Annotated in this window: 15 protein-coding genes; 7 read left to right on the plus strand and 8 right to left on the minus strand. The window is 70.5% G+C overall.

Features of this window, described 5'->3' with window-relative positions; translation table 11 throughout:
- Window position 1: 1 nt before the first annotated feature.
- The 7 genes from VT85_RS22865 to VT85_RS22895 all read right to left on the minus strand — a co-directional run bounded on the left by VT85_RS22865 (window position 2) and on the right by VT85_RS22895 (window position 8,109).
- Window positions 2-235, minus strand: coding sequence for a hypothetical protein (locus VT85_RS22865; RefSeq protein WP_068420301.1), 234 nt, complete (start codon window positions 233-235; stop codon window positions 2-4).
- Window positions 232-822, minus strand: a complete 591-nt coding sequence (locus VT85_RS22870) for a zeta toxin family protein (RefSeq protein ID WP_068420302.1) — start codon at window positions 820-822, stop codon at window positions 232-234. Before VT85_RS22870 ends, VT85_RS22865 begins: the two co-directional genes overlap by 4 nt.
- A gap of 10 nt (window positions 823-832) precedes the next feature.
- Window positions 833-1,309 (minus strand): Panacea domain-containing protein, encoded by a 477-nt coding sequence (locus VT85_RS22875; protein WP_068420303.1) that lies wholly within the window; start codon window positions 1,307-1,309, stop codon window positions 833-835.
- A 116-nt stretch (window positions 1,310-1,425) separates the two neighbouring features.
- The gene (locus VT85_RS28755) at window positions 1,426-4,155 is read right to left on the minus strand and encodes a hypothetical protein (protein WP_068420304.1); all 2,730 of its coding nucleotides are present in this window, start codon (window positions 4,153-4,155) and stop codon (window positions 1,426-1,428) included.
- Window positions 4,156-4,396: 241 nt separating this feature from the next.
- Entirely contained in the window at window positions 4,397-5,023 is a 627-nt protein-coding gene (locus tag VT85_RS22885) for a hypothetical protein (protein WP_068420305.1), read from the minus strand.
- Between the two features lie 550 nt (window positions 5,024-5,573).
- Window positions 5,574-7,397: an ArnT family glycosyltransferase gene (locus tag VT85_RS22890; protein WP_068420306.1), complete on the minus strand. Its 1,824-nt coding sequence runs from the start codon at window positions 7,395-7,397 to the stop codon at window positions 5,574-5,576.
- Window positions 7,398-7,545: 148 nt separating this feature from the next.
- Window positions 7,546-8,109, minus strand: coding sequence for a hypothetical protein (locus VT85_RS22895; protein WP_156513039.1), 564 nt, complete (start codon window positions 8,107-8,109; stop codon window positions 7,546-7,548).
- 649 nt (window positions 8,110-8,758) lie between these two features.
- Between VT85_RS22895 and VT85_RS22900 the strand changes: the two genes are divergently transcribed.
- From VT85_RS22900 to VT85_RS22915, 4 genes are read left to right on the plus strand one after another with little or no spacing between them, the layout of a single operon-like run.
- A complete protein-coding gene (locus tag VT85_RS22900) occupies window positions 8,759-10,171 on the plus strand; it encodes a hypothetical protein (protein ID WP_068420308.1) in 1,413 nt (470 codons plus the stop codon).
- A gap of 22 nt (window positions 10,172-10,193) precedes the next feature.
- Window positions 10,194-11,426: an SGNH/GDSL hydrolase family protein gene (locus VT85_RS22905; protein WP_068420309.1), complete on the plus strand. Its 1,233-nt coding sequence runs from the start codon at window positions 10,194-10,196 to the stop codon at window positions 11,424-11,426.
- Window positions 11,427-11,486: 60 nt separating this feature from the next.
- Window positions 11,487-13,076: an amino acid adenylation domain-containing protein gene (locus VT85_RS22910; protein ID WP_068420310.1), complete on the plus strand. Its 1,590-nt coding sequence runs from the start codon at window positions 11,487-11,489 to the stop codon at window positions 13,074-13,076.
- Window positions 13,073-14,104 carry a lysophospholipid acyltransferase family protein gene (locus tag VT85_RS22915; RefSeq protein ID WP_068420311.1) on the plus strand — a complete coding sequence of 344 codons (1,032 nt, stop codon included), beginning with the start codon at window positions 13,073-13,075 and terminating at the stop codon, window positions 14,102-14,104. The genes VT85_RS22910 and VT85_RS22915 overlap by 4 nt, the downstream gene beginning before the upstream one ends.
- Here VT85_RS22915 and VT85_RS22920 read toward each other — a convergent pair.
- A complete protein-coding gene (locus VT85_RS22920; RefSeq protein ID WP_068420312.1) occupies window positions 14,094-15,809 on the minus strand; it encodes an SGNH/GDSL hydrolase family protein in 1,716 nt (571 codons plus the stop codon). The genes VT85_RS22915 and VT85_RS22920 overlap by 11 nt on opposite strands.
- A gap of 133 nt (window positions 15,810-15,942) precedes the next feature.
- Between VT85_RS22920 and VT85_RS22925 the strand changes: the two genes are divergently transcribed.
- From VT85_RS22925 to VT85_RS22935, 3 genes are all read left to right on the plus strand, one after another.
- Entirely contained in the window at window positions 15,943-17,067 is a 1,125-nt protein-coding gene (locus tag VT85_RS22925; RefSeq protein ID WP_068420313.1) for a Gfo/Idh/MocA family protein, read from the plus strand.
- A gap of 133 nt (window positions 17,068-17,200) precedes the next feature.
- On the plus strand, window positions 17,201-18,361 hold the full coding sequence (xseA, locus tag VT85_RS22930; protein WP_068420314.1) for an exodeoxyribonuclease VII large subunit: 1,161 nt from the start codon (window positions 17,201-17,203) through the stop codon (window positions 18,359-18,361).
- A 449-nt stretch (window positions 18,362-18,810) separates the two neighbouring features.
- Complete coding sequence (locus VT85_RS22935; protein WP_068420315.1) at window positions 18,811-22,812, plus strand: beta strand repeat-containing protein; 4,002 nt, start codon at window positions 18,811-18,813, stop codon at window positions 22,810-22,812.
- Window positions 22,813-22,896: the final 84 nt, after the last annotated feature.

A 22,896-nucleotide genomic window follows, 5' to 3' on the forward strand; every position in this document is an offset into this window, starting at 1 on the left:
GTCACTCGGCCTCGGCCTCGTCGTCCTCATCCTCGTCGCCGACCTCGTGAGTCCAGTTCACGAGGTCGATCTCCTCGGGCGGGATGTGGACGACTTGATTGTTCCGCCAGCTCACCAGCGGCAGGCCGAGCCTCTTGTGGAGGGTCGCCGCCTCCCGCGCCGCCTGGCCGATGGCCGCTTCGATCAGGGTGACCTCCCTGAAAGCCTTTCCGATGTCGACCTTTCGTTCCTTCATCGGGAGTCTCCCGCCTGGCCCTGGAATCGTCGCCATGCCGCCGGTCGCTTGACGAGTCGCACCTCCGGCCCGCTCCCACCCGCGACGATCCGCAGGTGGTCCCTTCTCACATTATTGTAAACGTGCCAGTTCGCAGCCAGGGGACGGTACAGCGTCTGGAAGTTCCGCATCCCGGCCGCATAACGACGGCGAATGACGTCCTCGGGGACGTGGTGCCCCCCGTGGAGGACGCGATCGGCCACGCGCGCGACGGCCAGGTCGGCGGACGGGAGCCAGAGGAAGACGAGGTGGAACTCGTAACCCGTCGCGATCAGCGAGCGGAGCCAGTGGGCGAAGGATCGGCTGGCGAGCGTGGTCTCGAACGCGAAATCGGCGCGGGCCGCGGCGAGTTGCTTGATCCGGGCCAGCATGATACGGCCAGCCTGAACGGCCGTCGATTCGGGTGCGAACGCGGAGAGCCCGCGGGCGATCTCGTCGGCGTTGACGAAGTGGTCGACCGCCAGCGTCCCGCGCAGAAGCGACGGAGCCGCGGTCGACTTGCCCGCGCCGTTCGGTCCGGCCAGCACGATGACGCTCGGGGCTCCCATCGGCGGTGTCTCAGACCCCCGCCGCCTCGGGGTCGAGTCGGCGTCGGTAGACCTCGCGCATGAGGTCTTCGGAGATGACGCCTTCCCAGCGGCCGTCGACGCACTCGGGCGCCCCCTCGCGGGCGGCGAGCCAGGCGTCGTCGCGATGGATCATCGCTTCGAGGTGGCGGGCGTCGAACTCGCCTAGCTCGTCGAGCATCGTCTTGAGGAACTGCTCGGTGTGCGGGTCGAGGACCGGCCGGGGGATGAACTCGTCGAGGCTCCGCCAGCCGAAGTGCTCGAACCGACGGTGGACCGAACGGAGCGTCGGGCCGTGCGCCCACGCCTCGAATCGGCCGGCGAACAGCGGTTCGTCGTGCATCGCCAGGTGGCGGGCCTGGGCGAAATACAGAAGCTTCTGGAGCTTCGCCAGCGTGATGTAGGAACCGGCCTCGTGGCAGTCCCAGACGATGTAATTGGTGACTCCCTGGACGCACTGCCGACTCATGGCGTCGTCTCCGTGATTCGAGAACGAGTCTAGCCCTCTCCTCAGTTCATTCTATCCTACACCAGCAACCGTCGATAACAACAGTCCCGACAGCTGCTTCGGAAACAACTGCCGGACTATCGCGATATCCGGATCGAGACCCGCGTCGGGCCCCCCGGGCCGATCTTGATCGTGCGCGTGCCGCCGCGACGGCCGACGATTTCCCCGGTGACCTGGGCCTCGTCGGCGACGCCGTGGACGACGACGAACGACGGCCCGGCGCTCCAGGGGAGGACGGTGAAGGCGGCCTCGCCGGGCGCGTCGGCCTCGACGTCCACCGCGCCGGGGGCGCAGACCCAGATCCCCGAGGCGCGGAGCGCGCGGAACTGGTAGGGCCGGGCCTGGGGTCCGGCGAGCAGCCGCAGGGCCCCGGGCTGGAGCGTGCCGGGGTTGATGTCGGCCGGGTTCCGGGACTGCGAGGTCAGGTTGAACGAGTCCGGCAGGAGGCCCCGGCTCGGCTCGTCGAGCGGGTAGGTTTGCAGGACGCCCGAGGCCGCGATGCCGTCGGCGAGCTTGTTCCAGGGGCCTTCCGCGTCGTGGCGGGCCAGCTCGATGAGAGCGTCGGCGTAGACCAGGCCGCACCATTGCACCGGGAGGCCGATCCAGTTGGGGGCGACCCAGTTGGTCGAGCCGAGGACGGGGATCGTCGCGTAGGGCCCGATGGCCTCCGGGTCGCTCGCGTCGGTCGGGTTCTCCAGGTAGACGAACGGGACGCCGGTCCAGGCCCAGTACTTTGCGGCGTCCAGGAACGACGGATCGCCGGTCAGTTCATATCCCAGGACGAAGGCGCGGACGAGATAGGCCGAGGCGAGGACGTCCGGGGTGTGCAGGGCGATCTCCCAGGTCTGCGCGCCGCGCGGGACGCCGTCGCGGAAGCGATCGCGGAGGACCGCGAGGAGCCGCAGCGACTCGTCGACGGCGACCTTGTCGCCCGAGTACGCGGCCAGGCGGAGCATCTGGTCGACGGGCTGGGCGGCATAGCCGTCGGCCTCGTCGCTGAAATGGGTGCGGCCGTAATCGATCCGGCCGGGGATCGGCCTGTACCGGCGCGTGCCGTCGGGCTCGAAGCCTCGCGACTGGGCGACGACCGCCGCGATCGCCCGCTCGAAGCTCCCGGCGCCGCCGTCTTTCGAGGTCTCCGCGGCGGGGAGGACCAGCGGGGCGACAGGGTAGCGGTTGTGGCCCACCGCCGCGAGCAGGTATTGCTCGGGCCGCAACTGGGCCTCGGCCTCAGTCGACGCCGCGCGAAGGCGTTCCGCCAGCTTCGGGTCGTCGGCGAGGGCGGCCAGCCAATTCATCATCCAGGCGGCGTCGGCGGCGGGCTGCGCCCTGAAATCGCCGGCGGCGGTCGCGTGGCGATAACGGCCGCCGTCGCGGATCGGCGAGTCGAGCCAGCCGGCGGCGGCCAGCTTGACGTACTCCTGAAGGCCGGGCGTCGCCGGGATCGGCGGCAGGCCCTTCAGCGCCACGTACTTCTGGACGGCCGGGATGATCGTCGACCCGTCGCCGGCGATCAGGAGGCCGGACGCCCGCGCGGGGGAGTCGGGCGAGACGACCGTCGGTTCGTCCGGGAAGAGCGAGCCCTCGGCGCGGTCGCCGTCGGCTCCGGGGGCGATCAGGCCCATCAGGTGCCCGCCGCCGCCGAGCGTGCGGTCGGGCGAGTCGAACAGGGGCGCGACGCCCGGCGCGCGGTCCCAGATCACGCCGAGGTAGCGTCCCCGCGCCTGGATCGCCATCAGCGGGAACGTGAGCTTCGACGCCGAAGGGACCTTGCGCAGCGCGTCGGCTTCGCCCAGGTCGGCCGTCGAGCTGCTCGGCTCGTCGTCCAGGTATTCGACCCCCGCGAGCAGCGCCTGCCCCTTCGAAGGCCCGAAGGCCCCCTGGCCGTTCCCCGGAAGGACCACCAGCAGCGGGACGTGGAAGACCGGCCGGGGGGCGTCGACCGCGCATTCGGCCTGAAACGCGATCACGCCGGGCGAGTGGGGCCGGAACGTCTGCTCGAGTCGCCATGAGCCCCCCTCCTCGTCCCGGAAGCTCGCCCGGACGCGGAGCGACTGGTCGGCGGGGTCGACGGTCGTCTCGACCTTCGCGTCGGCGCCGGCGCCGGCCACGTCGATCCATTTCACGACGGGACGGCCGTCGACGACGGCGCGATAGGCGATCGTCGGCCGGTCATACCCCGTGGCGACCTCTCGACCGTCGACGCTCAGCGCGAAGCCGCCGAGCCGCGCGGGGTCCTGTCGCAGCACGAGCGTCCCCGAGGCGACGGAAGGGGCGTCGGCCGACGGCTTCGGGACGCCCGGCCTGGGCCAGCTCGGTTCGATCGCGACCCTCTCGGCGAACCGGATCGACTCGATCAGGCAGACGCCCGAGCCTCCCGGGGGGTCGATGCGGAGGGTGGTTCGCGGCCCCATCGGCGGCAGGTGGAGAGTCACGTCGCGCCAGTCGCCCCCGCGAACCGGCTTCCGCGTCGAGCGTTCCTCGCTCGGACCCTCGCCCGCTCGGGAGTAGAACACCTGGAGCTCACCCGACTTCTCGACCTTGATCCGGACCGTGGCCGTCAGGAGGACGCCCTCGGGGAGATCGAAGGCCGGGCTCCCGAAGTAAGGGTCGGGTCCGTCGATCCGGACCGCCAGCCCTTCGGGGACGGCCTGGAGCGGTTGGACGTGGTGGAGCGCCGTCCAGCCCCGCAAGGATTCGGGAGAGCGGAAGTCGAAACCCGCGAGCGGCGTCTGGGCGACGGCCTGGGGAGAGGTCCACGACGACGCGGCCAGCATCAGGCCGAGGAGTGCGAGGGGGATTCTCATGGGGGCTCCTTCCTGGGCGGGGTGGAGAGGTCGGGCGGGGCGGCTCGTCGCGGCGGGCGGGAGAGCCTCGCGAGGAACGGTCGCCAGTCTATCCCCCCCCTCGCGCCGGAGCCAGCGGGCGGCGAGGCCGACCACCGGGGGCGGTCGGGTTCGATTCGAAATGCGACGGACCTGCCGACGCACGAGGCGTCGGCAGGTCCGTTGAATCGGTTCACGATTCAGCCGAGAGTCGTGACTTGCGTCACTCGCCGGCCGGGGTGGGCAGGAGCAGGCCGCCGGTGCGGACTTCGGGGGCCGGGGGAGCCTCTTCGCCGGTCAGCGAAGGGGTGAGCTCGGCCGGGACCGAAGCGACGGTCGCGGTGGGGCTGCTCAGGTAGGTGTGCTGGCCGGCGCCGTAGACCTGACCGGTCGGGGCGGCCTGGCCCTGGGCCGTCGGGGCGACGTAACCCTGGCCGGACGGGGCGGCGTAGCCCTGGCCCGAGGGGACGACCTGGCTGGTCGGGTAGACGGTCTCGACCGGGCCGCAGCTGTCGCCGCAACCTTCGCCGCAGCCGCCCTTATGGCCCCACAGCCGCTTCTTCTTGAGGACCCACTCGTAGGTCACCGGGGGGTGAAGGAGGCTCTTCACCTTGCAGTGCAGGCCGTCGAGCTTGCCGCCAAGGTGGCCGAAGAGCTTGCACTTCTTGGCCGGGACGCACTCGTCGCACGAGGCGACGGTCGGGGCGTAGCCCTGGGGGCTCGCCACGACGCCCTGGGGCGAGGCCAGGCCGCAGGTCGTGCAACCACCGTCAAACGCGCCCGCCATGCTCACGCTGCAGAACCCAAGAGCCATGGCAAGGCTGAGGCTCATCGTCAGGGGCTTCAACATGGGAGAAAACTCTCCTTGAGTAACGTTATACGAGGGTCGCGATTCCGGCCGGCCGTTTCGCTCGACCCCGTCTCGTTTCGGTCGTCCATTGGCATCGATCCCGCGGTCGAGGTCTTCCCGGGACCCGGGGCCTTTCAGCCCCCCCGCGAACCGACGCCACCAGGTTTCGGTGCTCCCGTCTTCATCTCACCTCCGGGCTTTTGCGTTCCCCTCGGCGAGTCACTAGTTGTATCGTCATCGAGGCCGACCTCCTTGAACCCGCTTCACCTTTTGCACCAACGCTTTACGTCGATGACCCTGCCGATCGTCGGGGTCCGAGAAGATAGGCGGTCGCCGCAAGATTGAACGACGGCGCATCCCCGACAACCGGACTTTTCGACGACGAACGGCTTGCCCGACCCCGCGAGTCCCCCGAGGCGGCAGCGGCCACGACGTCGACAGCCTTTCGCTCACCGCCAGGAACCCCCGGCGCGGGCGTGCAAATCTTGCATGGGGAGGGGGGCGAGAGCCCGGGAAAGACCCCGGAAGGGACTCCCCGGGGTCGTCTTTCTCAGCGGAAGGCGGGTCGCGGAGCCGCGACGGCCGCCCGGGAGGGGTGGGGATCGAGCCGGAGGAGGACCAGGCCGTTCCGTTTCGCCGTGGGCTCGCGCAGCAAGGGCGTCGAGACCCCCTCCAACTCCGGGCCGAGGTCCCGGTACACCTTCTCGCGAAGCAAGAGGTACTCGTCGGTCCGGGACTCGTGCGCGAGCCACTCCGCGAGGACCGTCCGGGACCGGGCGATCAGGCCGGACGCCGGGGGGGAGCCGTCGGCTTCCCGCCCCGTGATCTGGTCGTAGGCGTCATTATAACGGGGGCGGCTACCGGGGACGGCTTCAAGGCGGCGCCCTCGGAGGTAGAACCAGAGCCCTTCATCCAGCTCGTGAAAGAAGGCGACGGCGTCGACCTCGGCGGGCAAGGCCCGGTCGATCTTCCGCGCGATCTCGCGGTGCCCCCGCGCGGCGTTCGCCGAAGGAGCCACCACTCCATAGCCGACGACGACCGCGAGAGCCGTCGCCGCCAGCGCCGGCGCGACGGCCAGCGGCCCCCAGCCCCGACGCCCCGCCATCGCCCCGACCACCCCTGCGCCGACGACCGTCACGGCCATCAACGCGCACCAGCCGGGAGTCGCCGCGCCGAGCGCCCGACCGGAGAGAGCCAGGGCCGAGCCCCCCAGCACCGACCAAATCCCCCATTGGAGAAAGACGAGGGCGCGGGCGGATCGAAGGCGGTCGCCCTGGAACGCCCTCCGGTCCAGGCGGAGCCAGGCCGTTCCCGCCAGCAGCGCGAAGCCCGGCAGGCACGGCATATAATAGTTGGGCTTCGCCACCGCCCAGAGGCCCAGGGAAAGCGCGACCCCGATCGACCAGCACCACGGCAGCCAGATCCACGGGTCGCCGCCGTCCCGATCGCGGCGGAACGGCAGGATCGCCCCGGAGATCCCGGCCACCACCCAGGGGGCGATCAGGGCGGGCCACTGAGCCAGGAACCCGACCCGCTCGCGATGCACGATCGGCAACGCGCCGGTCTTCTGTCCCATCTCCGCGATCCAGACCCCGACCGCGTTCGGGTCGACCCACCAGACCGGCAACGGCCAGGAGAGCGCCAGCGTCAGGAACGCGAGGCCCCCCCAGGGATCGAACGCCAGCCTTGCGATCTCCCGGAACCGGCGAGCCAGCAGGCCGAAGGGGAGGAGCGTCGTCCCGACGATCGCCAGGATGATCGGCCCCTTGCAGAGGAACCCAAGCCCCATCGCGACGTGGAAGGTGGTCGCCCAGGGCCGAAACGAGGGGAAGCGGCGTCGCGGCCAGCCTGAATTCCCGCCCTCGCCCTCAAGGGAGCGAAGCGCCGCATAGATGGCGAGCGTCGTGAAGAAGGCCAGCGGGACGTCTTGCCCGGCCTGCCTCGCCTCGGAGATGAAAAGCGGGGTCGTGCCGAGGATCATCGCGGCGGCGAGCCCCAGCGACCTTCCGCCGAGCCGCACCCCCAGCAGATAGGTCAGGCCGATCGTCCCCAACGCCGCCAGCGCGCCCGGCAGGCGGACGACGACCTCGTCGCATCGGCCGAGGACCGTCGCCAGGGCGGCGGTCGTCCAGCGCGGCAAGGGGGGCTTTTCCAGCCGGGGCCGCCCCTGAATCTGGGCGATCAGCCAGCGGCCGTTCTCGATCGTGTCGACGACCTCGGCCGCCAGCCGCTGTTCGCGCTTGCCCCAAAGCTCGATCGAGCCCAGGCAGCCCAGGAAGATCGCGCCGACCAGGGCCGCGACGACCACCTCGACGAGCCATCCCCGAGTCGCCGTTTCTTCGACCGCCGCCGCTTCCGTGACGGAATCCGACATTCCCTCGCCCCCCTGCCCGGACGCCGACCTTGAAGGCGGCTCGATCCCGGCGGCAGGCTATCGGAAAGCGCCCGTTCGGGCAATCGGAGACGGCCCGCGGCGAGGCGTCTCCGGATCGACGAGCGAGGAAGGCGCGAGGGCGCGGTTCTCAGGGAGTGGTTTCGAGGACGAAGTAAAGGGTCAGGCTCGGCTGGGGTTCGGTTCGGGCGTACATCAAACCGAGGTAAAGCCCGGGCGCGATGCAGCGGATCTCGTCGCGATTCTTCGCGTAGACGCGAGAGGTCTGCGCGTAGTCGAGGATCAGCGACGGGGTCCCGTCGAGCCAACTCTCCCCCTGGTAGAGCCGCCCCTTGATCGCGGGGAGGCCGAAGAAGCGGTTGACGGCGATCTCGCCCGACTCGTCGACCGTCTTCCCCTGCCAGATCAGCCGGGAGCCGACCGACATCGCCGCGTTGCGCCGGGCGCCCGGCGCGGGGAGGACCGTCCCCCGGATCCGACCCGTCGGAAGGCCGACCACCGTCCCCTGGCGGTAGAGCGACTGCAACTCGGCCTCGTTCATCCGGCGGAGCGCGGCGACGTCGAGGGGGCCGGCGGTCTCCTGCGCCCGCGCCTCGGCGCCCAGGCCGACGGCCGCGGCCGCGCCGGCGACCGCGCCCAGCACCAGGCGGGCGATGGAGGAGAGCAAATCTCTGGTGAGTCGTTGCATGGGCATGGGGGAAGCTCGCGGAAGACCTGACGACGCGGCGGAAACGCAGGCCGAACCTGCCTCGAACCGTCATCGGCGTCCCGAGTCCGACGGCTTGAACGGTCCTCCCGATCCCCGCCCACCGACCGCGAGGGCCGCGCCGTCTCGGACGAGGGGGGGAAATAGTCGGGCCGGTGAGCGGCGGGGAGACGCCTAGGCATCAGGGAGTGGGAGCAGTCGGGTTGACAGTCTCCCCCCCCCGCGGTTAAATCGCCCAACCGCATCGGTCTCCGGGCCCATGTCCCGGCGGCGGACCGACCGAATCACGCAAGGCCGATCGGATCTCAGGAACATTAAAGGATTCCAGTAGAGAATCTTCGGCGAGGATTCCGACCCGATTTCCAGGCGTACCAAGGATGGTGACCGTTGCGGGGAGCACCCGGCTCAAGGACGAGCTGGTCCCCGCAACCTTCCGGACGGCGTTCCGGGCGATTCCATCCTTCCCATCGCGCCTTCCGATCGGGACGACACGTCCTCGACCCGACGGAGCAAGTTGGCGTCGCGCGGTCCGATCCGCGCGGCCGATGGACCGGCAATTCAGGATGAACGGCCCCCGCCCGCCTTCGCAAACGGCGATCGCGGCCGGGAGCCCGCAGGTTCGAAGAAGGGATCGTCTATGGGGCCGAACGTCGGGAACCCGATCACGTCGCGAACCACGCCCCACCAGCGATACGTCGTGCCCGAGGGCGCCGGCGCGCCGCGGCCGTCGGGGTGGATCGAGACGCTCTACGCCGACGAGCCGGCGAACTGCCGTCGGGCCCTCGTCCCGTTCCTCCGCAACTTCCTGTTCTTCGGGCTGGTGTTCGCCGTCTGTCGGCTGTACCAGACCGAAGGGCGGGCCTTCCAGGTCCTGCTCCAGATCGCCGGGGTGGCGTTTCCGATCCACTACCTGGCCCCCTACCGCTGGAAGAAGGCCGTGTTCCTGGCGGCCTCGATCGCCGGGCTCTTCCTGGTCTTCGGGACGGACGTCGGGGCCGTGGTGACGGCGCTCTCGGCGGTGCTGATCGGGATCAGCCGGCTGCCGATCTCGTGGAACCTCCGCGCCGGGATCCTCGCCGTGATCAGCGTGTTCCTGTCCTGCGGCCAGCCCGCGGCGCTGTTCGCGTACGCCCCGTCGACGGTCTGGCCGGTGGTCGGCTCGATGTTCATGTTCCGCATGCTCATCTACATGTATGAGCTGAAGCACGCGAAGAAGCCGGAGAAGCTGATCGACGCGGTGGGCTACTTCTTCCTGCTGCCGAACTACTGCTTCATGCTCTTCCCGGTGGTCGACTTCCGGACCTGGCAGCGCGGCTACTTCGCGTCCGACGTCCACGACGTCCAGCGCCGAGGCCTGGACATGACGTTCCGGGGCGTCGTGCAGCTCATCCTCTACCGGATCATCGATCAGGAGTTGCTGATTCCCGCGACCGACGTGAGCGGGCCGCTCAGCTTGCTGGGCTTCCTGGTGTTCAACTATCTGGTGTACCTGCAGGTCTCCGGGCAGTTCCACGTCGCCTGCGGCATGCTCCACATGTTCGGCTACCAGCTCCCGGACACCCACCACCGCTACCTGCTGGCGACGGGCTTCACCGACTACTGGCGGCGGATCAACATCTACTGGAAGGACTTCATGGTCCGACTGGTGTTCAACCCGGTGGTCTTCCGCCTGAAGCACTGGCCGCAGCCGGCGGCGCTGGCGGCGGCGACGGCCGTGGTCTTCTTCGTGACCTGGCTGCTGCACGGCTACCAGTCGTTCTGGCTCCGGGGGACGTGGGGCTTCACCACGCCCGACGCCGTCTTCTGGACGGTCCTCGGCGGGCTGGTCATGGTGAACGTCCAGATCGACGCCCGCAAGAAGCCGGCCCGCGCCAAGCTTCGACCCAGGGCGGACGAGCCGCCGCCGGGCTTCGACTTCAAGGCCCTGGCGGTCCGCAGCGTCAAGATCGCCGCCACGTTCGCGACCATCACGCTCCTGTGGTCGCTCTGGAACAGCCCCAGCGTCTCGGCCTGGTTCGAACTGTTGGGCCGCGGCCTCCAGGCGTCGTGATTAAGAGAGGACCCGATACGCCATGGCGCTGATCCAGAACCCCACGCTCGCCGCGGCCCGAATCGCCATGCTGCAGGCGATGGCCCTCGTGGCGATCTACCTGATCCCGATCCCCGCGAGCTGGCCGCTGGCCCGCCGGGTGATGGCCTCGGCCAGCTCGAACTCGTCCAACCGGGCCGACGCCGACCACCACGCCACCGGCTACTACGAGGGCCTCGTCGGCGGCGCCGAGGGCCCCGGCGGCCGGGGCGAGCTGACCCTCAAGCTAATGGGCAAGCCCAACGGCTGGGTCCGCTTCAACGACGCCGGCGTCGTCCGCCACCTGGACCACGACTTCCTCCAGTTCGAGTTGATCCCCAAGATCGACAGCGTCCTCTTCGGCCAGCCGTTCGTCACCAACTCGCACGGCATGCACAGCCCCGAGGCGACCGTCGAGAAGCCCCCGGGCGTCTTCCGGATCGCCCTGCTCGGGGCGTCGATCGACATGGGCTGGGGGATCAAGTATCAGGACTCCTACGCCCACCGGCTCCAGGAGTGGCTCAACACCCACGCGGCGCACCAGGGCTTCGCCTCGGAGCGCAAGTTCGAGGTGCTGAACTTCGCGGTCGCGGCCTACAGCCCGCTCCAGCGCCTGGAGTCGTTCCGTCGCAAGGCCAGGGAGTTCCAGCCCGACCTGGTGATCTACTCGTCCACCATGCTCGACTCGCGGCTGGCCGAGATCCACCTCTGCGACGTCTTCCGGACCAAATCCGAGATCCCCTTCGACTTCGCCCGCGAGGCCGTCGCCCGCGCCGGCGTGACCGAGGACGACCGCCGGGTCGACTCCCGGGGCCAGCTCCCCGCCAAGGAGGCGATCAAGAAGAAGCTGGAGCCGCATTACTGGGACCTGTACGACCAGACGGTCGCCAGCCTCTCGGCCGACTGCCGGTCCGCCGGGGTCCCCCTGATGATGGTGATCGTCCCACGCGTCGGGAAAGACGCCGACGCGTCGCTCCGCGCCGAGCCGTCGGCCCGGCTGAAGTCCATCGCCGGCCGCTACGCCCTGCCGATCTACGACCTCACCGACGCCTTCGACGATCTCGACCCGGCGGACCTGGAAATCGCCGCCTGGGACGACCACCCCAACGCCCTGGGCCACCAGCGGCTGTTCATGGCCCTGACCCGCGAGCTGGTCACCGACCAGGGCCGCTATGAGCTCCTCTACCCCGGCCGCAAGGCGGTGGCCGAGGCGTCGCTCCCCGCCGACCGGCCGTGACGCCCGACCTCGCAGCGACCTGACCCACTTACGCGCAACCGAGCTGAACGGATCGACGCCATGGAAGGACGCCATCTCAGCCGACTGCTGGAGGAAGCCGCCGCGAGGCGGCCCGGCCACCCCGCCGTCGAGGACGAGCGGGGCCGCTCGCTGACCTTCGCCGAGCTGGACCGCGCCGCCGACCGCTTCGCGGCCCGACTGGCCCGCTGGGGGATCGACCGGGGAGACCGGGTCGGGCTCTGGCTCCCCAAGAGCCTGGAGGCCGTCGCCGCGATCCACGGCGTCCTCCGCGCCGGTGGCGTGTACGTCCCCGTCGACCCCACCGGCCCCGCCGGCCGCGCCGAGGGGATCTTCGCCGACAGCGGCGCCAAGGCCGTCGTCGTCGCCGCGAAGCTGGCCCCCGCCCTCCGCGCCGCCTGGGCCGACCGCGAGGCGGCCCCCCGGCTCGTCGTCGTCGAGGACGGCGAAACTCCCCCGATCGCCGAGCCCGGCTTCGAGGAGGCCACCTGGGCCGAGATCCAGGCCGACGACGCCCCCTCCCCCCTCCTGCCGCCGCGCGAGGCCGACGACCTGGCCTACATCCTGTTCACCTCCGGGTCGACCGGGAAGCCCAAGGGGGTCATGCTCTCGCATGCCAACGCGTTCACCTTCCTGGAATGGTGCCGCGACGCCCTCGGCCCCTGGAGCGACGACGACCGCTTCTCGTCGCACGCCCCCTTCCATTTCGACCTCTCGATCTTCGACCTGTACGTCTCCTGCCTGAACGCGGCGACCCTCGTCCTGATCGGCGAGACGCTCGCCAAGGAGCCGGCGCCCCTGGCCGACTTCATCCAGGAGCGTCGGATCAGCGTCTGGTACTCGGCCCCCTCGATCCTGGCGATGATGGCCGAACTGGGCCGCCTCGACCGCCCCGGCTACACGCCGCCGCGACTGGTCCTCTTCGCCGGGGAGGTCTTCCCCATCGCCCCGCTCCGCAAGCTGCGGGCGCTCTGGCCCGCCGCCAGGATGTGGAACCTGTACGGGCCGACCGAGACGAACGTCTGCACGGCGCTGGAGATCCCGGAGACCATCGACGACGCCCAGGCCGGGCCGTTCCCGATCGGCTTCGCCTGCCCTCCGCTGCTGGGTCGGGTGGTCGACGAGGAAGGCCGGACGCTCCCCGTGGGCTCGCTCGGCGAGCTGGTCATCGCCGGGCCGGGCGTGATGCGGGGCTACTTCGGCCTCCCCGAGCTGACCGAGGCCGCGTTCTTCGCCGACGACCGGGGGACCTCCTGGTATCGCACCGGCGACCTCGTCATCGACGACGGCGCCGGCTGCTACCAGTTCCACGGCCGCCGCGACCGCATGGTCAAGAAGCGCGGCTACCGGATCGAGCTCGGCGAGATCGAGGCCGCCCTCTATCGCCACGAGGGGGTCGATCGCGCGGCGGTCGTCGCCGGCAGCGACGACGCGGGGGTCTCCATCTCGGCCTTCATCGCCCTCAAGGCCGGGGGCAAGAAGTCGCTGATCGCGATGAAGCGGCACTGCTCGATCCACCTGCCCAACTACATGATCCCGGACCGGATCACGTTCCTCGACAGCCTCCCGGCGACCTCGACGGACAAGGTCGATTATCAGAAGCTGAAGGCCCTGGCCTCCGAGGAGGGATGAGCCTCGTGAAGCACATCTCGCGTCGCATCTTCACCTGGAAGTTCTACTTCTACGAGCTGCTCCTGCCGAGCCTGGGCGCCCTCGCCCCGGCGCGGGCCGACGCGATCGTGCGCGCGATGGGAAGGGCCTCCACCATCTTCCGACCGGGCCGCCGCGCCCTCCTCAAGGCGGCGATGGCCCGCGCGGGCTCGCTCACCGGCCGCGAGGCCGACTGGACCGCGCTGGCCGAGAGCGCCGCGCGGTTCACCGCCCGCGACTACCCGCTCGACGGCGTAGACGACTCCGAGGCGCTGGCGCGGTTCGACGTCGTCGGCTTCGAGGCCGTGCGCGAGGCCCTGGACCAGAGCCGGGGCGCGATCCTCGTCGGCAGCCACTTCGGCGCCCATATCGCCGGGATGCACTGGCTGTTCCGCCGGGGGCTTCCGGTCCGGGCGTTGGTGCAGCGGCCCAAGCACGTCTCGCGCGTGCTGAACCGGCGGTTCGACGCCGACGACGTCCCGTATCCCCAGATCGAGTTCTTCCTCAAGCGCGACCTGACGACCGCCGCGGCCGTCGAGCGCATGATGCAGGCGCGGTCGGCCCTTCGCGACGGCATGGCGATCTACCTCAACGGCGACATCGTCTGGGAAGGCTCCAACACCCGGACCTGTCGGCTGCTCGGCCGCGACCACGAGTTCCTCGCCGTCTGGGCCGAGCTGGCCTGCCTGACCCGCGCCCCGGTCTTCTTCGCCTTCTGCCGGCACCTCCGCGGGGGCCGGTTCGGCCTGGAGTTCAAGGCGCTCGACCTGGCGGAGAGGCACCCGGAACTCGCGCTCGCGGCCTATCTCGCCGAGGTCGAGGCCCAGGTGGCCGCCGACCCGTCCGAGGCCGTAGCCTACCTGACCTGGCCCTGCTACACCGACGCTCCGGAGGCCGCCGCGACGGCCTCGCCTCGCGTCGACGACGCCGAAGCCCGCCCCGGGCCGATCGGCGCCGCCTCATCGCGACGCGCCCCGATCGGGCGGGGCGGGGGCCCGGTCAAGGCTTGAGCCGTTCCCGGACAGGTCGCGGGCCGACGCCCGGCAGGTCGAGCGACTCGACGTCCGCGCCCGCCTTCAGGGCGTCGAGCGCCGCCTTGTAGCGGTCGCGCTTCGCCAGCCGTTCCGCCTGGTCGAACCGCAGCGGGGCGATCAGATGGTAGAAGCCGACCGCGTTGGCGCAGACCGCCTCCCACGTCGCGGGCCCGACGCCGAAGTGGGCCGCGACCTCCGCGAGATCGAGCGTCGGCGCCGGCGTGGCCTCGGGCCAGTCGAACGCCGATCGCTCCTTCAAACCCGCCAGGACCCCCTCCGCCAGCGCGACGTGCCCCTCCAGCGAGGGGTGGAATCCGTCGTTGAACAGGAAGTCGTCCAGCAGGCCGCGCGGGTGCCTGGCGCGAAAGACTTCCTGGGCGTCGATCAGGATCAGGCCCCGGCTCGCGGCGAGTTCCCGATACACCTCCTGGAACGACGTGAGGCAGCGCAGGGGGTGGGCGTCGAGGTCCCTCGCCGCGACGTAAGACTTGTAGGCGTCTTCATACTTCCCGCCCCCTTCGAGCAGCCGGGCGAGGCGGAAATGCGTCTCGGCGAAGCCCGGTTGGCGTTCGAGCAGGGCGCGATAGGCGGTTTCGGCCCCGGCCGGGTCGGTCGCTTCGAGCTTCCGCGCGGCCTCGAACGAGCGGGCGAAGACCTCGCGACGGGCGCGAGGGACGTCGGGAGGCAGCACGGAGCGGTCGGGCTCGAAACCGGCGTCGTTGCCGGCGGGGGGGATCAGGACCGGAATCGCGCCGACGTCGCGACAGAAGTCGAGGATCGACTCCATCCGGCGGCGGAAGTCGTCGAGCAGCTCGGCGCGCTCGGCGACGGTGTGCGAGGGGGCGTCGATGAGCCGACGCCCCAGGCGCGGCGGGGGGGCGGCGACGCGCCGAAGCTCCAGCGTCTCCTCGATCAGCCGCACCATCGGCGAGACCCGGCCGAACGCCGCGCCGATCGACCACGGCCGCGACCAGCCCGGATCGTCCAGGTAGTACGGCGCGACCTCGTGCGACCACGCGTGGCGCGCGTAGAACTCGTTGTGGCCGCAGTAGATGATCAGCAGCTCCGGCTTTCGCGTCAGGCTCGTGAGTTTCCGGTGCATGTCCTCCAGCCGCTTGCCCGACTCGGCGAGGACATCGACCCGGACCCGACGCCCGGGCAGGGCGGCTTCGAGCCCCCAGCCGACGAGCCGTCCGACCGACAGCCACTTCTGGTACGGCACCCCCTCGGCGCTCGACTCGCCGATCACGACGACGTCCAGGTCCGTCGGCGATTCGGCGCCCGGCTCGAACGTCGTGGGGAGGCCGGGGACGGCGGCGAACGCCTTGGGGAGGTCCGGCGACCGATGGCTCCAGGCCAGCCAGGCCCCCGCCGCCGCCTCGGCCGCGATCAGGGCCAGGCACGTCGCCGCCAGCCCCAGCGCCGCCCGCGACAGGGCCGCGGGGACCGCCTCGCGACGCCTCCGCCTGCGAATCACGATCCAGACGAGCACCGCCGTCGCCGCCAGCACGCCGAGCGCCGCGGCGACGTAGACCCGTTGCAACGCCGCCAGGAACTCGATGGCCGTCGTCACCTCTCGCGCCCCAAGGTCCCCCTGGGCGAGCATCGCCACGCCCGCGATAGGACGGCCCGGATTGAAACGACGGCGGCCTGCTTCGCTCTCGACCATCTTCGGCCCCATGTCCGACCCGTCCCGGCGCCGACCCCGATCGACGTCGCGTCCTTCATCGAAGGAATGCGATTTGCTGATATTGTCGCCCCGGAGTCAACGGTTGAAAACTTCGGATCTCGGGAATCCCGATGAGGCGGAAATCATGAACGCCAAGAACGTTCTGGGGGGCAAGATCCGTTACGGCGTCGTCGCGGGGGGGATGATCTCGCAGGCGCACTTCATGCCGGGCGTCCGCAACACCAAGAATTCCGAGCTGACGGTGCTGGTCACCGGAGACCGGGAGAAGGCGAAGGCGCTCGGGGAGGAGTTCGGCCTCCTGAACACCTATCATTACGACGACTTCGACAAGCTGCTGGCCGCCGACGAGGTCGACGCACTCTACGTCGCCACCCCCAACCACCTCCACACGAAGTACGTCGTCCCCGCGCTCCAGGCCGGAATCCACGTCCTGCTGGAGAAGCCGATGGCGGTCAGCGAGGAAGACTGCCAGGCGATGATCGACGCCGCCCGGGAAAGCGGGGCCAAGTTGATGATCGCCTATCGCCTCCACTTCGAGCCGGCCACCCTCGCGGCGCTCGAGCAGGTCCGCGCCGGCGACATCGGCGAGGCGCGGCTGTTCACCGCCAACTTCAGCCAGGCGCTGAAGCCCGACAACCATCGGGCCAAGCACGGCTTCGACACGGGACCGATCTACGACCTGGGCGTCTATCCCATCAACGCCGCCCGCCAGTTCTTCGACGCCGAGCCCATCGAGGTCCGCGCCGTCGGCGCCCGGAACCCCGATTGGGGCCTGGAGGACATGGACGACACCGTGAGCGTCGCCCTCCGCTTCCCCGGCGACCGCCTGGCCTCGTTCGTCGTGTCGTACACCCTGAACAGCTTCGAGCACTACGTCGTCTCGGGGACGAAGGGGAACCTGGCGTTCCGGCCCGCCTTCTCCTACGGCCACGGCCTGGAATACGACGCGATCCTCGGCGACGAGACGGAGCACCGGACCTTCCCCGAGGTCGACCAGTTCGGCAGCCAGGCGGAGTACTTCGCGAACTGCATCCTCGACGACCTGGACCCCGAGCCCGACGGCGAGGAAGGCTGGTGCGACGTCCGGATCGTCGAAGCGATCCGTCGCGCCCTGGAGACCGGCCGCCCCCAGGTGCTGGAACCGTACACCCGGAAGCACCGGATCGAACACACCCAGGTGATGGGGCTCGCCCCCCCCGAGCCGGTCGAGATGGTCAACGCCGAGGACCCGAGCGAGAACCGCGACTGACGGCCGAACGCCCGACCGGACGACCGACCCCGGTTGCCGGATCGGCCGATTCCTGGGACGATGGGGCAGGAAGCCGCTGGCCCGGCGGCTCCCCGTTTCCTTGCGAACCCCCGGCCGGCGTTCAGGACGATCCATGTCGAGCTTCCCCCTGTTCCAGTCCTCGGACAACCCGTACGGCGTGGTCTTCGAATCGGTCGGGGGCCTGACCGAACGGATCAAGGAGACCCTGGAAGGGGAGTTCGGCGGGGTGGCGGTCCGTGGCGAGATCTCGAACCTCTCGCGGCCGCGTTCCGGTCATCTCTACTTCAGCCTGAAAGACCAGGCGGCCGGGATCCGCGCGGTCATGTGGCGGAGCGACGCCCAGCGGCTGCCGTTCGACCTGTCCGACGGCCTGGCCGTCCGGCTCGTCGGCCGGCTGACCGTCTACAGCCCGCGCGGGGAGTACCAGATCATCGCCCAGGCCATCGAGCCCGAGGGGATGGGCGCGCAGGAGCTGGCGTTCCGGCAACTCTTCGCCCGGCTCTCGGCCGAAGGGCTGTTCGACCCGGATCGGAAGCGGCCCCTGCCGCGGTTCCCCCGCCGAATCGCCGTGGTCACCAGCCCCACCGGCGCGGCGGTGCGCGACCTGCTCCAGGTCACCGGCCGTCGCTGGGAAGGGACCGACGTGCTGATCGTCCCCACGAGGGTCCAGGGCCTGGGGGTCGGCCGCGAGATCGCCGCCGCCCTGGAGTTGGCCGGGCTCGCGCCTGGCGTCGAGGTCGTGATCGTCGCCCGAGGGGGCGGCAGTGCCGAGGATCTGAGCCCGTTCAACGACGAACGGGTCGTGCGGGCCATCGTCGACTGCCCCGTGCCGGTCGTCGCCGCTGTGGGCCATGAGATCGACGTGACCCTTGCCGACCTGGCCGCCGACCGCCGCGCCCTGACCCCCAGCGAAGCCGGCGAGCTGGTCGTCCCCGACGGGGCCGAGATCGCCATGCACCTGGACCGTCTCGCCCAGGCCCTTCGCCACGCCGGTTCCGGCCGCCTCCGCGACGCCCGCGCCGGGCTCGACCACCTGGCGCGAGGCCTGACCGCCGCCTTGGGACAGGACCTGGAACGTCGGCGACATCGGCTCGATCGGCTCAAGACCTCGCTCGACGCCCTCAACCCCGAAGCGGTCCTCGCCCGGGGATATAGCCTGACCCTCGCCCAGGACGGCCGGACCGTCGTCCGCGACCCCTCCCAGGCCCCCGCCGGCACCCTCATCCAGACCGTCCTCGCCGGCGGTCGGATCACCTCCCGCGTCGAATCCTGACGCATCACGGCCCTCCCCCTCACCTACATCTCTCACGCCCGCACGCACTGACTCAACGCGCCACGAAACGGGATTCGACCGATTTCGTGCGGAATGGATCTCCGTGAGAAAAGCCGCCGAAAACTCGCCTGATCAGGCCGTTTAAGTCCTCTCGTCCTTCCCAGAGTTTCCATGATTCAAGATTACGGGCCTTTGCCCTGGACGATGGGATAAAATAGGTCCGTTGCGCAAATTTCAACCTTGCGTGGCAAATTTCAAAATAGGTAATCTGGACGGCGCACCTCGTGTTGCCTGCGTGCAGGATTCGATCCGAGCCGCCAACCGGGCGTCCCGCCAGCCGCGCATCGAGTCGGGGATCGGATCCTGCCGTGACGACTGTCGCGTCAGGGCCGCGTCTCTAGGCGTCCTCGACCCTCTCCAACTGATCGACTTCCTCGGAGCCCTCAGTCATGATCCCGACGACGACGCGGACGGCCGGCCCTCGGATGCTGTGGGGGATGTGGGGCAAAGCCGAGGGACCAGGCCGTCGCAAGCGTCGTCTTCGCGGCGAGACGCTCAGGAGCCTCGAGGGCCTGGAAGGCCGCACGATGCTGGCGGCCTCGATCAACATCGATCCCGTCGGCGTCCTGACCTACGACACCGACGGGGCGACGGCGGAGACGCTGACGATCTCGGTCGTCGGGAACATCTACACGTTCGCCTCGACCGAGACGATCAACGTGGTCAGCAACTCCCCGGGGCTCCCCGTCACCAACGACGGCACGACGACGGTGACGGTCCAGGGGATCCTCGGGCTCCAGGTAGACGCGAACGGCCAATCCGACCGGATCACCGTGGCGAGCACCAACGTCGCGACGGGCGTCACGCTGCAAAACAGCGACGCCGTCGTCACCCTGGGCTCCGCGGCGACCCCCACCGGCCTCGGGACGTTGACCGCCGCGATCACGGTCTCCGAGACGGGGGTGGTGACGGGCAACGCCGTGGTGCTGGACGACACCGGCATGGCCTTCTCGATCCCCACCGCGTACGTCCTGACCGCCACGACCGTGTCGCGGGCCGGGTTCGGCGGCCTGACCTATTCGGGCGTCGACGAGCTGACGCTCAAGGGGGCCTCGGCGGGCTTCGGGGGGCAGAATTCCTACACGGTGAGCGGCACCGCCGACGACGTGGCGACCCGGCTCGACGACTCGGCGAACCAGGGCCTGGGGACCTACAACGTCGGCGGCACCTCGGCCGTCAAGAACGCGACGACCAGCCTGCGGCTCGACGCCGGCGGCGGCGCCGGCGACGACGTCTTCAACGTCGCGGCCGCCTCCTCGGCCGTGGACCTCTGGGCCGGCGGCGGCCCGACCAGCCTGAACCTGACCGACGCCGGCTCAGCCTCGGGCGTGACCGGGGCGGTCACGCTCCACAATGGCGCAGGAGCGCCGTTCGCCGTGACGGTCGACCACTCGGCCGGGACGGCCGGCGGTGCCTGGAAGCTGGGGGTCGCCTCGGCCCTCGCCCGGTTGACGGGCTTCAGCGCCGGCGGCTCGCTCGCCTACGACCCCGCCGAGATCCAGGCGCTGACGCTCCGCAACGCCGCGGGGACGGCCAACTCGCTGGAAGTCGATTTCGGCCCGACCAACCCCCTGCCCGCCGGCTCGACGACCTACGACGGCGGCTGGACCAGCTCGTCGGGGGCCAAGAGCGACCTCATCCTCCTCGGCGACCCCGAGGCGGCCATCGCCTATGAGATCCATTCGCCCTCGGGGACCGGCGCCGGCCTGCTCCAGTTCGTCGACGAGGACTCCGCCGCCACGTCGATCTCCTACTCCGGGCTCTCCCCGCACAGCCTCTATGACACGGTCCCGGCGACGACCTACACGTTCAATTACCTGGGCGACCCGAACGACGGCGTGAGGATCAGCGACGGCGAGAACTCGGCCGCGACGGGGAACGTGCAGACGCTCAAGATCGCGTCGGACGGGGCGATCCCCGCGTTCGTCGACACCCATGTCGCGAACAAGACGAACGTCGTGGTCAACCAGAACCTCGCCCCGGGCGACTACTCCATCACGGTGGATTACGCGATCGCCGCCCCCGTCGCCGGGCTCTCGACGCTGACGATGGCCTCGGGTTCCGGTGACGACGACGCCGACCTTCTCGCCCTCCCCGCCGGCGCCGCGACCGTCCTGCTGCAAGGCGGCGGCGACGACACGGCCTCTCTGGCCCTCGTCGGCGCGTCGGCCGCGGCCTCGACCTCGCTCGACGGCGGCGCGGGGACCGACTCCCTGGTCGTCGACGCCGGCGGCCTGGCCGTCACGGCGGCGAACTTCGCGGCCGGTCCCGGCGGCGCGACCACCATCACCGGCGCGCCCATCACCGGCGGACCCATCACGTATCGCCGCTATGAGAGCGTCGTCGTCACCGACGTCGGCCCGATCACGCCGACCGTCTACAGCGTCCCGATCCACGCGGTCCAGGGCCAGCGCCTGGTCGACGCGCTGGTCGGCGCCTTCACGGCCCCGGCGACCGCTCGGGCGTCCGACTTCGTCGCGACGATCGCCTGGGGCGACGGCTCGACGTCGGCCGGCGTGATCGTCCAGGACGCCTCGACCCCGTCGATCTTCTACGTCTACGGGACGCACACGTTCTATCAGGACGCCCCGGCCCTGGCGACCGCGATCACCGTCCGGTCGCTCGGCTCCACGAGCACGACGAGCATCGGCGGCGTGCCGGTGACGATCATCGCCCCGGCCGGCTCCCCGGTCACCACGGCGGGGACCGCCTCGGTCGACAACGCGCCCATCAACGTCGTCGTCCGCGGCTTCTCGGGCTTCGAGAACATCCCGATCGCCTCCTCGCCGTCGATCGTCGTGGCGACCTTCACCGACCTCGGGGGCGTCGCCCCGACCGACGCGAATCCGGCCGGGAACTACACCGCCACCATCTACTGGGGCGACGGCTCGTCGGGCGTCGGCGGCCTGACGATCGTCCGGAACGGGACGTCCAACAGCTTCATCGTGACGGCCGCCCCGCACACCTACGACACGCCGAGGAGCTACGTCGTCACCGTCGTGGTGAGGGACGCCGAGACGTCGGCCGTGGTGGGGATCGGCAGCGGCTCGGCGTCGATCGCCGACGCGCCGCTGACGGCGACGGCCTCGCAGCCGACGAACACGAGCATCCTGGAAGGCTATCGGTTCGTCGACTGGGTCGTCGGCTCGTTCAACGACGCCAACCCGCTGGCGAGGACCGACCAGTTCGCGGTCACCATCGACTGGGGCGACGGCTCGCCGACCTCGTCCAGCCGGGTGATCCAGCCGGGGGGCGTGGGGACGACGTTCTACGTCATCGGCAGCCACACCTACGCCGACGCGCTCGCCCCGGGGGCCCACCCCGCCACGGTCGGCGCCGGGCCGGTCTTCGGCCCCGTCACCCAGGACGGCGTCTTCCTCGTGACGATGACGGTCCGGGATACGTTCGGCTCGGCCGCCAACCTCTACAACGAGCTGACGGTCGCCGACCGGCTCCTGACGGTCTCCGGCGCGCTGGACTCGGCCTCGGACACCGGGGCCTCGAATTCCGACGGCGTGACCAGCGACTCCACGCCGACGTTCAGCGGGAGGGCCAGCGAGGGGAACGCGGTCGTCTACCTGTACGGCTCGCCCGGCGGCGCGCCGTTCCTGATCGGATCGACCACGGCCGACGCCACCGGCGCCTGGAGCATCACCCCGGCCGCGGCCCTGGCCGACGGCGACTACCTGATCCAGGCGCAGGCGTACGACGCCCGGGGGCACACCATCAGCGCCCTCACGGTCATCCAGGCGGTGGTCGTCGACACCGTCGGCCCCAAGGTCGCGGACCTGCTGTTCGACAACTTCCGCGGCCAGGTGATCGCCACGTTCCAGGACTTCGGCGGCGCGTCGAACGCCGGTGTGGGCCTGAACCTGGCGACCGTCCGGGACGCGAACAACTACCGGTTCTCCGCGCTGCTGGCGTCCCACCCGAATCTGCGGCGCTGGCTGGTCACGTCGATCGATGTGACGCCCGGCACGACCGTGGGCGAGCAGGTCGCCACGGTGCGGTTCAACGACGGCGCGGGCATCCGGGGGGGACGCTACCTGTTCACCGCCCGGTCGGTCGACCCGTCGAACCTGTCGGGCGTGCAGGACAACGCCGGCAACGCCCTGGACGGCGAGTTCTACGGCACCTTCCCGTCGGGCAACAACGTCAACGGCGGCGACTTCGAGGCGAGGCTCGACGCCATCCACCACACGATCTTCCCCGCCAGGACCCAGGTCGGGACGGCCACCCCGGTCACGCCTCCGGGCCGCCCGGCGACGGGCCGATTCCTCCGGCTCGACGGCACCCTGCTTCCCTCGGCCCGCACGGCGGTTAGACTGGCTTCGGCCCGCGCGACGCCGGGGGCGGCCCGCCTCGCCCGGCTCGAACGGCTCGGCTCCTGACCTGACCTGATCCGATCTCCGAACGCCGCGCCCGGGCCCCCTCGGTCCGGGCGCGGTCCGTCACACCATGCGTCGCGCAGCTTG

It is taken from the genome of Planctomyces sp. SH-PL62 (assembly GCF_001610895.1).
Lineage (GTDB): Bacteria > Planctomycetota > Planctomycetia > Isosphaerales > Isosphaeraceae > Paludisphaera.

Coding starts and splice junctions, on each gene's coding strand:
- VT85_RS22865 (WP_068420301.1), bottom strand. CDS start 235: ATGAAGGAACGAAAGGTCGACATCGGAAAGGCTTTCAGGGAGGTCACC.
- VT85_RS22870 (WP_068420302.1), bottom strand. CDS start 822: ATGGGAGCCCCGAGCGTCATCGTGCTGGCCGGACCGAACGGCGCGGGC.
- VT85_RS22875 (WP_068420303.1), bottom strand. CDS start 1,309: ATGAGTCGGCAGTGCGTCCAGGGAGTCACCAATTACATCGTCTGGGAC.
- VT85_RS28755 (WP_068420304.1), bottom strand. CDS start 4,155: ATGAGAATCCCCCTCGCACTCCTCGGCCTGATGCTGGCCGCGTCGTCG.
- VT85_RS22885 (WP_068420305.1), bottom strand. CDS start 5,023: ATGTTGAAGCCCCTGACGATGAGCCTCAGCCTTGCCATGGCTCTTGGG.
- VT85_RS22890 (WP_068420306.1), bottom strand. CDS start 7,397: ATGTCGGATTCCGTCACGGAAGCGGCGGCGGTCGAAGAAACGGCGACT.
- VT85_RS22895 (WP_156513039.1), bottom strand. CDS start 8,109: ATGCCCATGCAACGACTCACCAGAGATTTGCTCTCCTCCATCGCCCGC.
- VT85_RS22900 (WP_068420308.1), top strand. CDS start 8,759: ATGGGGCCGAACGTCGGGAACCCGATCACGTCGCGAACCACGCCCCAC.
- VT85_RS22905 (WP_068420309.1), top strand. CDS start 10,194: ATGGCGCTGATCCAGAACCCCACGCTCGCCGCGGCCCGAATCGCCATG.
- VT85_RS22910 (WP_068420310.1), top strand. CDS start 11,487: ATGGAAGGACGCCATCTCAGCCGACTGCTGGAGGAAGCCGCCGCGAGG.
- VT85_RS22915 (WP_068420311.1), top strand. CDS start 13,073: ATGAGCCTCGTGAAGCACATCTCGCGTCGCATCTTCACCTGGAAGTTC.
- VT85_RS22920 (WP_068420312.1), bottom strand. CDS start 15,809: ATGGGGCCGAAGATGGTCGAGAGCGAAGCAGGCCGCCGTCGTTTCAAT.
- VT85_RS22925 (WP_068420313.1), top strand. CDS start 15,943: ATGAACGCCAAGAACGTTCTGGGGGGCAAGATCCGTTACGGCGTCGTC.
- xseA (WP_068420314.1), top strand. CDS start 17,201: ATGTCGAGCTTCCCCCTGTTCCAGTCCTCGGACAACCCGTACGGCGTG.
- VT85_RS22935 (WP_068420315.1), top strand. CDS start 18,811: ATGATCCCGACGACGACGCGGACGGCCGGCCCTCGGATGCTGTGGGGG.